This window comes from Pseudomonas sp. G11 (genome assembly GCF_029457515.1).
GTDB classification, from domain to species: domain Bacteria; phylum Pseudomonadota; class Gammaproteobacteria; order Pseudomonadales; family Pseudomonadaceae; genus Aquipseudomonas; species Aquipseudomonas gorinensis.
In genome coordinates, this window is record NZ_CP120377.1 from 3,680,239 (window position 1) to 3,694,881 (window position 14,643).

The 14,643-nt window shown below is 58.9% G+C and carries 24 protein-coding genes; all 24 read right to left on the reverse strand.

What is annotated here, in order from left to right; translation table 11 throughout:
* Positions 1–22: 22 nt before the first annotated feature.
* The 24 genes from P2T68_RS16845 to P2T68_RS16960 all read right to left on the reverse strand — a co-directional run bounded on the left by P2T68_RS16845 (position 23) and on the right by P2T68_RS16960 (position 14,603).
* A complete protein-coding gene (locus P2T68_RS16845) occupies positions 23–250 on the reverse strand; it encodes a hypothetical protein (RefSeq protein WP_277379632.1) in 228 nt (75 codons plus the stop codon).
* Between the two features lie 36 nt (positions 251–286).
* Positions 287–625, reverse strand: a complete 339-nt coding sequence (locus tag P2T68_RS16850; RefSeq protein WP_277379633.1) for a hypothetical protein — start codon at positions 623–625, stop codon at positions 287–289.
* 290 nt (positions 626–915) lie between these two features.
* Positions 916–1,737, reverse strand: a complete 822-nt coding sequence (locus tag P2T68_RS16855) for a hypothetical protein (RefSeq protein ID WP_277379634.1) — start codon at positions 1,735–1,737, stop codon at positions 916–918.
* A gap of 64 nt (positions 1,738–1,801) precedes the next feature.
* Positions 1,802–2,308: a hypothetical protein gene (locus P2T68_RS16860; protein WP_277379635.1), complete on the reverse strand. Its 507-nt coding sequence runs from the start codon at positions 2,306–2,308 to the stop codon at positions 1,802–1,804.
* Positions 2,305–2,871, reverse strand: a complete 567-nt coding sequence (locus tag P2T68_RS16865; RefSeq protein ID WP_277379636.1) for a MazG-like family protein — start codon at positions 2,869–2,871, stop codon at positions 2,305–2,307. Before P2T68_RS16865 ends, P2T68_RS16860 begins: the two co-directional genes overlap by 4 nt.
* A gap of 305 nt (positions 2,872–3,176) precedes the next feature.
* Positions 3,177–3,644 carry a hypothetical protein gene (locus tag P2T68_RS16870; protein ID WP_277379637.1) on the reverse strand — a complete coding sequence of 156 codons (468 nt, stop codon included), beginning with the start codon at positions 3,642–3,644 and terminating at the stop codon, positions 3,177–3,179.
* Between the two features lie 45 nt (positions 3,645–3,689).
* The gene (locus tag P2T68_RS16875; protein ID WP_277379638.1) at positions 3,690–4,850 is read right to left on the reverse strand and encodes an RNA-directed DNA polymerase; all 1,161 of its coding nucleotides are present in this window, start codon (positions 4,848–4,850) and stop codon (positions 3,690–3,692) included.
* A 212-nt stretch (positions 4,851–5,062) separates the two neighbouring features.
* Positions 5,063–5,419, reverse strand: a complete 357-nt coding sequence (locus tag P2T68_RS16880) for a four helix bundle protein (protein ID WP_102624691.1) — start codon at positions 5,417–5,419, stop codon at positions 5,063–5,065.
* Positions 5,420–5,473: 54 nt separating this feature from the next.
* Positions 5,474–6,094: a DUF1566 domain-containing protein gene (locus P2T68_RS16885; protein ID WP_277379639.1), complete on the reverse strand. Its 621-nt coding sequence runs from the start codon at positions 6,092–6,094 to the stop codon at positions 5,474–5,476.
* A 79-nt stretch (positions 6,095–6,173) separates the two neighbouring features.
* Positions 6,174–6,785: a DUF1566 domain-containing protein gene (locus tag P2T68_RS16890; protein WP_277379640.1), complete on the reverse strand. Its 612-nt coding sequence runs from the start codon at positions 6,783–6,785 to the stop codon at positions 6,174–6,176.
* Positions 6,786–6,836: 51 nt separating this feature from the next.
* On the reverse strand, positions 6,837–7,148 hold the full coding sequence (locus tag P2T68_RS16895) for a hypothetical protein (RefSeq protein ID WP_277379641.1): 312 nt from the start codon (positions 7,146–7,148) through the stop codon (positions 6,837–6,839).
* Between the two features lie 69 nt (positions 7,149–7,217).
* Entirely contained in the window at positions 7,218–7,811 is a 594-nt protein-coding gene (locus P2T68_RS16900) for a hypothetical protein (protein WP_277379643.1), read from the reverse strand.
* Positions 7,808–8,425 carry a lambda exonuclease family protein gene (locus tag P2T68_RS16905; protein WP_277379644.1) on the reverse strand — a complete coding sequence of 206 codons (618 nt, stop codon included), beginning with the start codon at positions 8,423–8,425 and terminating at the stop codon, positions 7,808–7,810. The genes P2T68_RS16900 and P2T68_RS16905 overlap by 4 nt, the downstream gene beginning before the upstream one ends.
* On the reverse strand, positions 8,409–9,191 hold the full coding sequence (locus P2T68_RS16910) for an ERF family protein (protein WP_277379645.1): 783 nt from the start codon (positions 9,189–9,191) through the stop codon (positions 8,409–8,411). The genes P2T68_RS16905 and P2T68_RS16910 overlap by 17 nt, the downstream gene beginning before the upstream one ends.
* Positions 9,192–9,201: 10 nt before the next feature.
* The gene (locus tag P2T68_RS16915; RefSeq protein ID WP_277379646.1) at positions 9,202–10,305 is read right to left on the reverse strand and encodes a hypothetical protein; all 1,104 of its coding nucleotides are present in this window, start codon (positions 10,303–10,305) and stop codon (positions 9,202–9,204) included.
* A 156-nt stretch (positions 10,306–10,461) separates the two neighbouring features.
* Positions 10,462–10,818, reverse strand: a complete 357-nt coding sequence (locus P2T68_RS16920) for a hypothetical protein (RefSeq protein WP_277379647.1) — start codon at positions 10,816–10,818, stop codon at positions 10,462–10,464.
* A 76-nt stretch (positions 10,819–10,894) separates the two neighbouring features.
* Complete coding sequence (locus P2T68_RS16925) at positions 10,895–11,155, reverse strand: hypothetical protein (protein ID WP_277379648.1); 261 nt, start codon at positions 11,153–11,155, stop codon at positions 10,895–10,897.
* Positions 11,152–11,442, reverse strand: coding sequence for a hypothetical protein (locus tag P2T68_RS16930; RefSeq protein WP_277379649.1), 291 nt, complete (start codon positions 11,440–11,442; stop codon positions 11,152–11,154). The genes P2T68_RS16925 and P2T68_RS16930 overlap by 4 nt, the downstream gene beginning before the upstream one ends.
* Positions 11,420–11,704 carry a hypothetical protein gene (locus P2T68_RS16935; protein ID WP_277379650.1) on the reverse strand — a complete coding sequence of 95 codons (285 nt, stop codon included), beginning with the start codon at positions 11,702–11,704 and terminating at the stop codon, positions 11,420–11,422. Before P2T68_RS16935 ends, P2T68_RS16930 begins: the two co-directional genes overlap by 23 nt.
* Before the next feature lie 21 nt (positions 11,705–11,725).
* On the reverse strand, positions 11,726–11,926 hold the full coding sequence (locus P2T68_RS16940; protein ID WP_277379651.1) for a hypothetical protein: 201 nt from the start codon (positions 11,924–11,926) through the stop codon (positions 11,726–11,728).
* Positions 11,927–11,946: 20 nt separating this feature from the next.
* Positions 11,947–12,261, reverse strand: coding sequence for a hypothetical protein (locus P2T68_RS16945; RefSeq protein ID WP_277379652.1), 315 nt, complete (start codon positions 12,259–12,261; stop codon positions 11,947–11,949).
* 198 nt (positions 12,262–12,459) lie between these two features.
* Positions 12,460–12,942: a DUF1566 domain-containing protein gene (locus P2T68_RS16950; protein ID WP_277379653.1), complete on the reverse strand. Its 483-nt coding sequence runs from the start codon at positions 12,940–12,942 to the stop codon at positions 12,460–12,462.
* Positions 12,943–13,311: 369 nt separating this feature from the next.
* Positions 13,312–13,506: a hypothetical protein gene (locus tag P2T68_RS16955; RefSeq protein WP_277379654.1), complete on the reverse strand. Its 195-nt coding sequence runs from the start codon at positions 13,504–13,506 to the stop codon at positions 13,312–13,314.
* Positions 13,507–13,943: 437 nt separating this feature from the next.
* Positions 13,944–14,603: a LexA family transcriptional regulator gene (locus P2T68_RS16960; protein ID WP_277379655.1), complete on the reverse strand. Its 660-nt coding sequence runs from the start codon at positions 14,601–14,603 to the stop codon at positions 13,944–13,946.
* Positions 14,604–14,643: the final 40 nt, after the last annotated feature.

The window sequence follows — 14,643 nt, forward strand, 5'->3', positions numbered from 1 at the left end:
CCGGGGTGCGGCAGGCGTGTGGTTATTTGGTGCTGGTTGGCCGAGCGGATTTGACGTACTGGATGACGCACCAGATAGCGAAGGCGATGGTCAGCATCAGCCAGGCCACGGTGCCGAGGAATGCGCCAAGCCGGGCCGTCCCGCCGCCAATCGCAATCAGCGCCGGAGCGACATGGCCAAACCAGTAATCCGTGACGCCCAGGTACAGCGCGGCGCCCAGCAGGAACAGGGGACGTATGAAGGATTTCATGGGGTGTCCTTGCCGCGCTGTGCGGCAGAAGGTGGGTTAGGGTTTGGCGATCTTCGTCCAGCCACCGGGGCGATGGGTTTCGTGGTAGGTATCGATATCGCGGTCCCGTCCGTGGCTTATGCGGCAGATCTTGCAGATGCGGGAGTATCCAAAGTCGCCGTACTTCACGGCCTCGAACCTGGTCCAGCGATGGCCGAACGGCTTGCAGATCAGCGTGCGCGCCGTCATCACGATGGCGTTCCAGAGTTTCGGGTGCTTGGAGTGCAGGTCGTTATGGATGTGGTTCAGCCGCATCCCCATACGCCAGCGCAGTGGCCGGCTCTTGTCGCCCTTGCGAAGCGGTTCAGTGATGAGTTTTCCAATTTGTTTGAGCACAGGAATACCTCGCCCGCCGCTCACCGGCAGGCATGTAGGGGGATTGGGGTTAGTAGAGCGGGCCTTCGTATTCGTCGAAGCAAGGGGCACACAGCGGGCGCTGTCCGCGTACGGCATGAGGCGATTGCTTTGGCACCCAGCGCTCTTTTGGGACGAAGCGGCCGCAGTCGCGACAACTGGTGTGATGGTCTGCGGCCTTCCGGTCTGCCAGCTCGGCGCGAATTTGAGCCAGAGTGATCATGGCCTTGGCCCCTTGTAGATGAACACGTAGGCGAACCAGAGGGTGGCGATCATGGCGTCACCCGCTTGAACTCGACCACCCAGACCCACGGGTTGGCATTCCAGCTTTGCGGTGATGCCTCGTACGCAGCTGCTCCCTTGGGGAACGATCCGCCCGCAACATGGCACCAGAGCGACTCGAACGACTCCTTGGGAGTGCGCACGCAGAACGTGCCATCGCCGCTCAGGTGGTAGTCGCGCCAAAACTGGTGCGAGTGCTCGTTGGTTTTCGGGACCGGGTGTATGCCCTCTGCAATGCATTGGGCTTCGCTGATGTCCTGCAACCGCTCAACGCGTACGTCAGTGATCTCCAGCAGGATGCGGCTGGCCCAGCGCGGCATGTGGATGCTGGGAGTCCACCCGGTGTAGCCGCCTTCGGCCGGAACGGTCATTCCGTGTTCTGGGTCTGGCTGCAGCCTGCGGTAAGGGTGGGCGTGGCTGTGATAGACGACGGGGTACGGCCCATCGGCACGATAGATCGTTTGGTAGGTGACGCCAGGCGGGCCAGGGATGCCGGCGCATCCTTGCTGCGTATATCGGCCGCCAGTGACCTGTGCGGGGTGAACATCTTGCCAGCTCTCGCGCACCCACAGCCGGTCGCCGAGCTTTCCGTATGGGCAGGCAATTGGGTATTCCATGCCCTCATGGTCAGACGTGAAGTCGCCAAATGCGTTGTATGGCCACCAGCCGTTACCGTGGTCAAGCATCATGAAGCCGTCGGCGTGCGCCTTGGTCGCTTTCACTGGCCGCCGCGTGACCGTCTTCCGGCCTTCCAGGATGGCGCGCACCATCGGCGCCGAAAAGAGTATTGGCCGTTCCTTTATTTCAGGCATGCCGGGTTCCTTGCCGCTATAGCGGCTGACTTTGAAGGGGGAGGGGTTACAGAGTGGGGTTGAGCTAAACGCCCATAGCGGTGCGAGGGTCTTTCTTTGTCGCGTCTATGCGTTCCTGGCGCCACTTGCGAAAAGCAGCCTCTTCGCCAGGCTCCGCGTCGTGTTTGATTTCAAACGGTGTACGGGGCTCGGCCACCGCTACCGGCGCGGGCTGCTCGGCGTTAGCGCCAGCGTGGTACGCTACCTCCATGTTGTATTTTGTGAAGCGTGGTTCTTCGCCCTTGCTGCCGTCACGATAAGCAGAATCAAGCCACTGCCAAAAACCACCTTGGTCGTTTTCCTGGGGCCGGGCGGCTGGCGTTTCGTAGCAGCAATCCTCGCAAAGCATCTTTCCGCAAGCAGTAGGCTTGCTGCACTTTCCGCAGGACTTGGCATCCAGCAGGGCGCGCAGCTCATCCAGCGCGTCGCGGTGATCAAACAGGTACTCAGGCGTGCGCAGCATCGGTACAGCCAGGCGCCTGGCCAGCTCACGCGGCACCAGCACGCCGTCAATCGTTTGGTTGGTGGTCATTTGCGCACCATATCTGTTGGCAAGCGCAGTTCGCTGTTCACGCGATCCGACACTTCGTTGAATTTCAGGGCAACCGCCTGGCCCAGGTCGATTCCGTAGCGTGCTGCGAGCAGGTCAGCGTAAGTGACCATGTCGGCAAGCTCTTTGCCAAGGGCAATGATCCGTTCAGCCGTGAGCCCATCACGGTCAATCTTCTTGACGACGTTGCAGGCTTCCCCGCATTCACCAGCCATGGCATTCCCCCACCACGGGCCGTCCTTGGAGTCGAGGGCGAAGAACGAGTTGTTGCAGCGCTCGATATTGGCCGCACGCAGCTCTTTGAACGAAAGTTGTGAACGCCTTTCACCGTAGCGCAGATCCTGCTTTCTCTGCCGGTCCTGCCAGGTTGCCATGTCTTCACTGTCCGGCTCATAGAGAGTGCCGCTCACGAACGTGCTGCCGCCCATGCACTGAGAGCCGTGCCAGCCGCCAGCATGTGGCGAGGTCAGTTGAGCAAGCGCCGTGCTGCCGCTGCCGTAGCGAACAATGTCGCCGATCTTTGGGTTGTTATTTACGTTACGCATAAATCACCTCAGCAAATCAGTTGTGCCAGTGCCAGCAGGCACCAGCAGTAGGCGGGGAGTTGGGATTTCATTGCTGCACGTCTCTATCGTGAAAAGTCCGGACCTTTCCTGACTTAAGGTTTTCGCCGTAGATCTCGCCTGCACTCGACCACCAGTATTGCCCGTGGCCTACGACTTTCAGTGTCAGCCGATGGCCGCCAAGGTGAACATCTACAACCCGACCAATTGGGTAGACACGCTCGACCACCCGCATCAAGTCTTCGTTTGCGGTCCGGACTGCGCTAGTTGCTGATTGGACTCGGATGTCACTCATCGCCACGACCCTCTGCTGGCTTGAGTGCGGCGTCGCAAAGATCGTCAATGCGCTTGCTCTCTACTTCTGACGACTCAGACCATGTTGGATGCGGAGCCGGGAAGTTTTCGACAGCCATGACAGAGCGCAAATACTCATAGCGCTTAGCGTTCTTGAGTGTTTCGCCAAAAAGGTCATCGACCTCCTCAAGGGGAATGCCCAGCTCGTCGAGAAGCGCGGCCTGTTTAACTGACACAGACTCCAGCACATCCGCCCGCTCATCCGCTGCGGTCAGGCGCTGTTGCAGTTCCTTTTCCCGGCGCTCTGAGGCAACGCAGCGCTCGGCCGCATCTAGAAACAGGCGGTTAGCCTCATCAAAGGCGGAAGCCATCACAATCCACGGGCCGTGCGGGTCGTAAGCAATCTTGTTGCCAGCGTCGGAAAGCATCGTCACGACTTGGTATCGGTGAACTTCGGACACAGTAATTTCCTTGCCGGGCCATGCCCGGGCGGTGGAGTGGGGGAGTTACTTCTTCGGGTAGGTCTTGGTCAGCGCCGCGTTGACGCTGTTGCCACGTTTCAGCACGACTCGAGCGAGTGCTGCCCGGTCTTTCTCGCTATGGCTGGCCTGGCTGAGCAGGCCAAAGTAGCTGTTGGCCGTTTCGCGCAGATCCTCGGCCGGCGCCGCGGCGGTTCGCTTCAGTGCCTGGGCCAGGGAGCGCTTGCGGGTGGTTCGCCGCCAGGGCTTGATGACGTGTCCAACGAAGTCGACGCCGCGATCTACTGGCTGCAGGATCGTCTTCGTTGGGTTCAGCTTGGCGCCGAGCCTGGGTAGGAACGCTTCGACCTCTGCGAGCCACTGGTTGAGCTGTTGGGGCGACTCATGCAAGAACACGAAATCATCGACGTACCGGATGTAGTGCTTGGCGCGCAACGTGTGCTTTGCGAACTGGTCCAGGGCGTCGAGGTAGACGTTGGCGAAGAACTGCGATGACAGGTTGCCGATGGGCAGGCCGAGACGCGCGGGTTGCGCAACCAGGCGCTTGTGCTGCGGCACCCGGTTGAAAAGGTGCGCCGGGCTGCGGGTTTCGTAATCTTCACGCGGGTCGTGCATGAGTATTTGCGTAGCCAGGGCCAACCACCAGGGTTCGGTGATCTTGGCCTCCAGCTGCTTGCGCAGCACCGCCTTATCGATGGCGACGAAGAAATTGGCCAGGTCGCACTTGAGGTAGAAGATCGGCTTCGACCAGTTCTCGCTGGCGCTCCGTATCTTCGACTCAAGGCGCTTAGCGGCGTACAGCGTGCCGCGCCCTGGAATGCATGCGCAACTGTCCGCTATGAAGCTGGCGTAGAAGCGCGGTGCCACATGGTTGTACAGCAGGTGGTGGACGACGCGGTCCCGAAAGGCTGCCGCCCACACTTCGCGGGCTTTCGGTCGGGTAACCACGAAACAAATGGATCGGCCTGGGCGGTAATTGCCGCTGACCAGGTCGTCGTGCAGCTGGATCAGGTTGCGCTCCAGATCGATTTCGAAAGCCAGTGCACTGTCGCTGTTGCGCTTGGTGCGTCGGCAGTCGTAATAGGCCTGGACCAGATCCTGAAACGGGTAGGGACCCAACGTCGAATCTGCGGACGGGGCGGACACGGAGCTCGTTGTCCTTGTCGTTGTTGTTCTGATTGCCATCATCGAAGTTCATGTTGAATGCGTTGTTGGCTGAGCGCTGCGACCTATCGTGCTATCTACGTCGCCGAGCCGAAGGCAGAGCCGATCAGCAAGGAAACTGCGCGAGACCTGCACGGACGCTTTAGACCGTCGGTATCTCGTGTGCGCATGGCGGTGACCCATCAGGTCAGCGGCACGACCAGATTCAATTCGCACAGACCAGAAAGCCGTAACCTTCAGGTAGCGGGCGCGGTTGGGGTGGAGCGTTTCCAGGCATTGGCTTGTCGCCCAATTGAGGCCGTTACCTCAATTGCCTGGGCGTGTTGCGGGATGCTGATGAAGCGGTTGTCTTTGAAGAGCCGCATAAGGAACTCGACCACCTGGACCTTCTCGACTAGCAGGGTCAGGTGCGGGCGCTTGTCCTGTGTGGCGTTTGCACGGGCGATCAGCATCAAGACATCGATGCATTCATCGATCACTCGCTTACCAAGCGACTGCTTCAAGTCGCGCGGGATATTCCTGGTCATGGTTGTGGCCATGTGCAGAAGCCCCATCGAGGCCTTGTAGATCTGCAAGTCCGTATGCATTGCCATCAGGCTCGCTCTCCAAGAGCAACCGGCCGCAAGCGGCCGGATTAAATGAACAAATTACTGAATAAGCTCGCTGCGGACGGGGCGGACACGGAGCACGTTGCCCTTGCCGCTGATGACCTGACTGCCATCACCGAAGGCCATGTAGAATGCGTGGTTGGCTGAGCGCTGCGAAGATGACCAGTACCAGGTGTCGCGGAAGGCTTCGGCGCCGCCTTCCTGGAATGCTGCATGTGCGGTCTGCGCCGGGTCTTCTTCGCTGTACAACAGGCCTACGGGCTCGCTGTTTGGGTTGTCACCGCTGCGGGCGCCTGCCCAGTTTTCTTCGGTGGTCGGCTTGAAGTGGCGGTACTGCAGCTCTTGCACGTCGCGCGCCGGGATTGCCCAGTCGGTGAAACCTTCGATGCTCAGGGTCAGAACCTTCGCTGCCAGTTCGCTGCCTGCCGCCGCCATGGCCTGGGTGTTGGCCAGACTGTCGGTGAAGCTGTCGGCGCCCTCGATCTTCTCGCCGTACTCGCCCCACTTGCCGACCAGCTCATGCTCGGCACCAGCGGTGATGTTCAGGAAACGCTGGCCGGTTACCGGGTCGCGGGTAATGCCAGTGACGAAACCGCCGCCGTAGGCCTGGCCGATGGCTGGGGTGGTTACGGCCGGTACTGCTTTCTCAACTGCGGACATGGTGCTTCCTCTTTTCGAAGGCAACAAAAAAGGCGCTGTGCGCCCTGGTGTGTCGGATCAAGAACGAATGGATGAAGGATTAAATAAAGAATCTGCGGACGGGGCGGACACGGAGCACGCTGACCTTGGCGAGGCTGAACTGATCGCCACCACCGAAGCCCATGTCGAACGCGAAGTCGGCTGAGCGCTGCGAAGATGACCAGTAGTAGCAGTTCTTGGCGAATACCTCAGGGCAGTTCAGCCAGCCCTGATACAGCTCGGCAGCGGCTGGCAGGTAGAAGTCATGATGACCATCAGCCTGGTACTCTGCGCACGCGTCAGCAGCGGGATACTTGCGCTCGTCGTCGTTACCGATCAGCACCTGGGTGTTGGTGTAGCCGTCGGTCTTGCTGAGCCCCTTTACCTCAACCCCGCGGCCGCCCCACTCGCGGTCGCCTACGTCCTTGGCAGCGATGATCAGGTAATGCGCCGGTACGTCGCCGCGTGCATGAACTAAACCTCCATTCAGGCCGCCTTGACCCGGCCATGGTTGGCCGATTTCCGGGGTGGCGGTGTGCGCTGCCGGTTGAACGTTAGCTGCCGGTGGCAGCACCTGGGCAAAAACGCTGGCCATTGCCAGTTGTGCCAAGGCCGAGGCGGGCATCTTGATAGTCGAGTCACCGTGTTTCAGGGTGATCATTTCGGGCTTCATGGGTATTCCTCAGGATGGAGCCAAGCCCGGCGCGGGGATCGGCTTTTTTGGTTATTCGTCGTGACAGATGCGCAGCGATTCGCGGTTGTAGGCGAGCTGCAGTTTTGCCGACACGTTTTCGGGTATAACGTATTTGTGTTCCGGCGGTGCGAGGAACTGCGCTGATCCCGCCGGTCCCAGGCCGTGCAGGTGGTGAATCATCAGGGTCATGGCCTCGCCCTGTTCCTCGATGCCGTGCCAGGCCATCAAGTCAGCCAGGGCTTGGCGTGTGCCGGCCATGGTGTGGAATCGCAATTCTTCCTCGCCGCGAGTCTTTCGCCTCGCCGCAGTCTTTGCCGATCGTTCTTTCTGCGCGGCAGCCATGGCCTACCTCTTCTATTCCGCTGGCCGGCAGTGCGAGCCAGGTTTGTCGTTTGCGTTGCTGGGTGCGGGCTATGCGGCGCATGTTCGGCTTCCAAGTCGAACTTTTGGATAGTCAATGCAGTACTCATCAAGAATGCGCTCCAGCGTTCTGTTGGATATCGCAAGCTTTCCGCAAACAACCCTGCGTGAGATACCAAGCTCTTTGAATGCCTTGATGCGCTCGGCAAATTTGGCGTCTCGCTCCGAAATTTCCTTTTTACGCTCGGGTCCGTTGTATCCGCCGTGCGTTGAGCGTTTGAATGTGAAGCCGAAGTCTTTGGCCAAAGCCTTGATGGTTTTGCTCGTCATGCCTAAGGCGAAACACGCTTCGGTCTGCGTATGCGTGGATGCTATGGCCTTTGCTTGTTCGGCCTGCTTTGCTCGCCTTTCAGCTCTGGCATCGACCGGATCAATCGGCAACGGTGCCGCTTCAACCCGCCGCCGAACAAACGGCTTTGGCGCCGGCGGCATCTGGTTGCTGTAGGTGATGGGTTTGGGCTTGTAGCCGATCGGCTCCGCCACTTCAATTTTGCCGCCGGCCGCCAGGTACTGATCGACCTGGGCGGCCAGTTCGTTCGCCGCTGGCCGAAGGCGTGCTACTTCGTTCTGTAGGATGCTGATCATGCTGCGATCCCCAATACTTGGTTCATGCGGTCTTCAAGGATTTCGTAGAAGGTCTTAACCCGCTCTGTGATCTTGCGGATCATGGCTTCGTCCCGGTAGGCACGCTTGACGAACATCGGCATGCCTGGCCAGTAGCACACAAAGTCGATCCACTCGCGCTCCGAGACCCACAGGCCGCCCTGGCACTGGGCAACGTGTTCTTTTGGAATCTCGCCAGAAAGAATCACTTCAACCTGGAATTTTGGCAGCTTGGTTTTGATTTCCGTCAGGCCCTTGGCCCCCACAAGCGAGTCAGGCGAATAGCCGGCCCCGTGATTGAGGATGATCGCCACCTGGCTGGTTTCGACTTTCTCGCGCTGCTCGTAGAGCTTACGGGCGACACCTTCCAGCTCGTGGCCGCGCTCGGTGTGCCGGTTGCCCGTGAAAGGGTCGGCAGCCTCGCCGGTGATGCGCTCGCCGATCAGCGTGTTCATGTAGGTGAATGCGCCGACACAGAAACCGGCCTCGCCCTTACCGTTGGTGAGCAGGCATTCTAGTTCCGAGCAAGTGACGATACCCAGGCGGAGGGCCAGCCATTCTGGCGAACCCTGATCAACTTCAGTGATTATCTGCATCGGTGTTCTCCTGAGCCGCTGCGTTTTGCGCGGCTGACTTGGTGAGCATTCCCAGTACCTGATCGAATACCGCTTTCTCTACGGAAGCCGGTGTGCCATGGATCTTCTTGAATGCTTCCTTGGCCTTGTCACTGCACTTTTCCAGTAGAGTCGCCAACTGTGTTGCCTGGGCCGAGGTAACGCGCGGCGTGATCTGGGCGGCTGGTCCGTTGCCGTCATCATCTTCCCCAGTAGTGGTGATGTTCAGCAGCAGTCCAGCGGTGTAGCGCTTTCCGTAGCTGACGCTGGACGCCACGGCCTGTACGCCGTTTTTGCTTCCAGTCGCATCCACAGGTAGGACGATTGAGGTCACTTCACGATGCCCGCCGCGGTGACTGAGAACGCCCTCAACCTCTATGCCTCGCTCGTTGCGCGGCGTTCGAAAGGTAATGGCGAATCCGTGCTTTGCCATCACCGGCTTGATCATTTCGTTTACGTCCTCCCAGAGCGCGTAGGTGCTCTGAATGCGTCCGTTTTTATCCCTAATCCCGCCGCGCTCGCCGATGACGGGCATCTCTTCCTGCATCTGTGCCAATGCTTCGTCGTACAGCTGTTTTGCACTGTGCGCTTGCATGCGCTCATGCATTTCCATAAGGCGTTCAAGCTTGTTGATGTCACAGGATGGATCGGAGGCTGCACGACTGATTACAGCCATGATGCTGGTGTCCATTGCGGCCGGAGCGGCTACCTGGCGGCGGTGCTCCGGCATGATGATGTCGGTGGACATGCTTGATACCTCAGAATTGAATGGAGACGTTCGGCACTTCGCCGCGGGCGATCTTCAGGACGATGGCCTTGGCCAGCTCTTCGCTGATGTTCATGCCGATCAAAGCCTGCTTTGCTTCGCCAAGTATTTTCGACTTGTGAGCTACGTCGGCCTGGCGTTCCTGCTGCTGGCGCAGGATTTCGTCTGCCGCTGCATCGGCGCGAGCCTTCTCGTCCAGGCGGGCCTGCTCAACAGCCCGCTTCTGGTCTTCGATGCCTTGTAGGCGGTCGCGCTCGGCCTTCTGTTCTGCCTCGACCTTTTCGCGCTTTGCCTGTTCGGCCTGGCGCTCGGCTTCGGCGGCCTGCAATTTCAGATCGTTTTCCCGCTTCTCGGCGGCGGCCTGCTCGTTGCGAACGCGCTTTTCTTCGGCCTCACGATCAAGGCGTGCCTTTTCTTCGGCTGCCCGTGTTGCTGCTTCGGCGGCCTCGCGGGCAATGCGGTCCTCGTTGTCCTTCTTATCGCGGGCTTCCTTCTCCAGGCGAAGGCGGGTCAACTCGGCCTGTTCGGCTTCGTACTGGGTGCGATCGGCTAGCAGTGCGCGCAGCAGGGAAAGGGTTCGGTCTTTAGCCTGGGCGGCCTCTGGCAGGAACTCTTCCCAGGAGTCACCCAGCTCAACCTCTTCCAACTGGGCAATTACCTGTTTCAGTGCAGAAGCGGTCGGCGTTGCTCCAAACACCTCCATATCCTTGATCGCCTGGATGTTGTCTATGTGCCGGTCCTTGCGGGCCTGCTCAGCGTTTTCCCAATCCGTCAGCGGCTGTCGGGTGGTATCGCGTAGGCTGTCCATCTTGGTGACGAAATCGCGAAGCTCAGCCTCCACCACCTTCGGCATTTCCTTGAGGCGCTTCAGGTAGTCGCGGCCTGGTGTCTCGACTGCCTTTTTGGACTTGCTCACCGTTGCGGCAAGGGAGGCGATACGCTCGCGGCCCTTGCGGGTAGTCAGGTCTGGAACCTCGCCGGTGACTTCTGCCTTCACCGCATCGAAGAACTGGCCCAGGCCGCCGGCCACGTAGATGGCCGGAGCATTGTCGGCGCTGATGTCGTCGATGGTGATTACTTGCTGTTGTGCGGACACGGTGACTCCCTGCCGCGATGTTCGCAGCGATTGAAGGTGTGGGTTATTGAGTAATTCGATCAGCGAGCGCGCCGAGCAACATCACGAAAGTAAATAATGCGAGTGCTATGGCAGACCCGCGCCAGAAGCAGTAGCGCTTGGCTCTTTGGTAGGAGGTCATTTGTCTATATCCCGCTTTTGCGCGGCGCGCACATGCTCGGTTACGGCGATGAACAATTCTGGCGACATGCGCTCCCGCAACGCTTTTATGAGCCTCGAGTCATAAGCATTAGCCGCAGCATGCCTTTGCTTTGTCAGAAGATGTTTTTTCGCGCCGTCCTTTTGTATTTTTTCGGCTTGGGCAACGGCCCTCGCGGTTTTCTCTTGCTGACTTATTAGCCTTTCCTGCGCTTGGTGAAGCTCTGTGCGTAGCGATGCTTCGGCCCATCTGCGCAGCCACGCATTGATAAAGGTCCTCACATCGCCACCTTGCAAGTCCAGCGGCCAGCACACTTGCAAGGCTGCTCGATCCATTTCACGTCTACCAGAAACAAGAAACCCTGATTTCTCAGGGCCTCGGCGATACCTTTGAATGATCCGGCGATGATGGTCATGACGCACGCTCGTATTGGAGTTCGTAGTCGGCAAGGCGCCGGGCCGCGCTCTGTTGTTGTAGTTCGCGGCGCCGGGCTGAAACGGCATTGACCAGAAGCTGCATCAGCTCAACCGATTCCTCAGTGCTGATGTGACCCTGGCCGACATTCGCCTGAATCATGCCTTCGCAGAAATCCTCGCTTGGGCATACTGATTTACAGACCCGGGTTATCTGGTGCTGGATCATGTCGATCGCGCGCTGATGTGAGCTTTTCATGCTGCAAACCTCCGTTCTCGGCGCTTCATGGCGTCTATCTCTACCCACAGCGCGATATTGATTGGGGTGTAGTACTGATGGGCCAGGACCGGCAGCTGCCAGCTAGGAACGTCCATCGGTACGCCGTCATCGTCGTAACACTTGGCGGATAGCAGCTTGAACTCCAACTCGCGGTCGCCCATTGCATCCCAGTCGCTATCCCAAGTTCCAGGCCGCGCAGGCTCATTCACGCAGTGGGTCACCTCCACCTGGAGGACAAGCCCCTCAACAACTATTTCGTGTTCCATGGTCGCCTCCAGATTTTTGGGATGCTCGAAAGCGCCGCATGTATGCACCAGTCAGGCGGCGCATCAGCACGGCGTTGCGTTCGTCTTCGTGATACCAGCAGGTCAGCCACTCGCCGCCGATTGAACCGCCGTAATCCATGTACTCGCAGTCGCAGCGGGTTTTGAGCAACGCCCGGGCCTCGGCAGCACAAGCCGACCTGAGCGTGAGATAACGCCGACCGCCGCCCTTGTAGACGACAGCCTGCGAGGTAGTGACGGCCATGGCGACCTCCAGTGTTTGGGGTTAGGCTTCGATTTCGGTAACTTCAAACTCTGCGTCAGGGTCATCGTCCGCGTAGTTTTCGCGGAATGCCTCAGCAAGAGTTGAAACTCCGCCGCCATTTCCAGATGCAAACCCCGTGGCCGCGTAATCGGCATCAGCACGATCATCGAAACCCACGCACTCGGTGCCTGATTCATTCCAAACCAAGTAAATCGTCGTCATGACTCTCTCCATTCGTTGGTTCACCCGAGCGCACGAGCGGCGAGCATGGCGTCAGCAAGCGCATATGCGTGTTTCGCGAAGTCTTCTGGCGCCCAGGTGGACACGTCTTCATGGCTGTAGGCCTGGACGGTCGATAGCGCCTTGGCGGCGAAGTAATCGCGGAGCGTCATGCCAGACAATTGCCGCTTATGCTCTGTGAGGGTTGCCGGCCGGAATGTCTGGTGGTCGTAATCCGCGATAGGGAATGCCGGTTGCAGACCGTCCTCGATCGCTGCGTCGTATGCGAGTTGGGCGCCTTCAATCTGACGATCCATTTGAGCTGCCATGTATTCCATTGCTGATTCCTCAGTTGCTTGGTTCACCTGTATTCGTCAACACACATGCCTCCCGCTGGTTGCCGATGGGCGCGGGGTGAGTGCTGACGGGTAGAGGCGGGAAAGGGTGCAGGCGCCGAGCGCTACCTCGGACGCTTCTGGTCTGGCTACGGATGCCCGTAGGCCCAGGAATCACCTGCATGAAAAGCAATAAACGAATTACTGAATGAATCTGCGGACGGGGCGGACACGGAGCTCGCCGCCCTTGGCGTAGTAGAACTGACTGCCATCAACGAAGAGCATGAGGAATGCGCTGAGGGCTGAGCGCTGCGAACTCGACCACACCCAGCCGGCCAACTTGCCATTCAGGTTCAGCCATATCTCGTACAGCTCGGCGGCAGCGGGTAGGTAGAAGTCGGTGTGACCGTCGGCTTCGTGCTTGTGAACTGCGATGGCGGCAGGGTATTCGCCGCCCGACTCGATTAGCGCCAATGTGTTGGCTCGGCCATCGATCAGGCTGGTGGCCGGAGAATCATCGCCATACTGGCCCCACTCGAAGCGTCCAAGCTCATCACCCAGAACCAGGTGGTAGCCCTCGTCGCCGTTGCGGGCCGGCATGAAACCGGCGTAGATACCGCCCTGGCCAGGCCATACAGCGCCGATTTCAGGGATGGTGACTTGTGCTTGATCTGCTGCTTGCATGATTGATTCCTCGTCAGGTGTGTTCGTGGCTTCCAAATACCTCCAGGGGGTCTAGAGGCATTTGTGAAACCAGATGGCTACCTGAATCAGCAGGGAGCCATCTGTACCCGGTCACGCTACTGGCGTCAGGCCGGGGTGGTTCGTCAGAGGTGTGATGCAGGGGGCCGCTTTGCGCGGTGTGTAGTGGTCATCCGCATCGGATATAGCTCGAATCCCTCCGAGTTTTGCCCGTCTACGCCGCGACAAAATCCGCTCAGGCTCAGGACAAGGTGGCCACCCTGCTATCACAAAGAAGGCCGAGCTATATCCGATGCGCTCTCATAGAGAGGATCGGGCAGTTAACGTCAGTGCTGACGTGGCGCTGGTTGTTCAGGCTGCGCGCTTGGCGTCTTGTAGGCGAGAACGGCCGCACGATTTGAGTTGGCAGGGCGCAACGCTGAGATGTTTGATCCGGTCGCGACCGAACTTATCGCGGGCCGAAGTACCGACGTAGGCGGTTTCTTTCACATCAACGCCTTCTAATTTCAGCAGTTGGCGTATGGCTTTGCATTTCTTGGCGTTCATGGTGTTACTCCCGTTGGATTTCCAAAACGCCCGGTTGCCCAGGCGCTTCAGTAAATCTGTGGTTGTTTCATCTCCACCACTCACAACTGCCGAGTCGTCTCTCACCGGCGCCGCACATTTCGTGTTCGATGCATTGCCAGTTTGTGTGCGTGGTTTCGCGTACTCACATGTGGAAGTACGGCAGCTACCAGAGGCTGCATGGACGACGGTTTAGCTTTCTCACCACCGGGTTGGCCGGTACGTCGTTGGGTCACGTCAGGTTGTGTAAAGAGCGGCGGGTCTTGTGAGGCCCTGGCGAGTCCCTGTTGGGTGACTCGACGGATGAACTATACGAATCCTCATAACGGTCGTCAATACGTTTTTGCATAATATTTTTCATGGGCGTAAAAAAGCCCGCGCAAGGCAGGCTCTATTGGTGAATGGCTATATGGTTGGTACTACATCTCGCCGCCACGCCAGATGACGCGCCCCAGGATGGGGATCTCATGCAAGGCGTTCTCCGACAACATTTCGTCCGGGTACTTGGCTTTGTCGCCGTTGTCGCTACGGATCATCCAGGCCCCGGACATCTGTTGAATCATGCGCTTGATGCTTATCCCGCCATCTGGTCGGCGGATGACGTAGGCCTGGCGATCCTTTGGCTCGATCTTTGAGCTATCGAACAGCACCACATCACCCTCAAACACGTAGGGCTCCATGCTATCCCCTTCGGCGTAGATGATGCGCAGGTTCTCCGGCTTGGCCTTCATTCGCGCCAGCCAGTCGCGCTTGAATACCAGGCCCTCGGTTACCTCGACGTGGTCGTTCAGGTATCCATCGCCACATGATCCATGCGCCTTGTATTGAGGGATAAGCGCATAGTCGGCCTCGCTGGGCGATCCGTTAGATCTTGAATCATCGCCTCCAAATAGAAGCCAGTCAGGCGAAACCTTCAAGGCCCTGGCCAGCGGCTCGATAGTGCTCTTGCGTGGACTGCTGCTTTCACCTGAAAGAATGCGGTTAATGGTTGGCTGGGGAACACCGCACCGCCTCGAAAGCTCGCTCTCGCTCATCTCAAGAGAAGCCATTTTTGCGCGCAAGCGCCCAGCGATATCCATTGCTCACCAATTATACGAATACGGGTTATACGAATTCTAT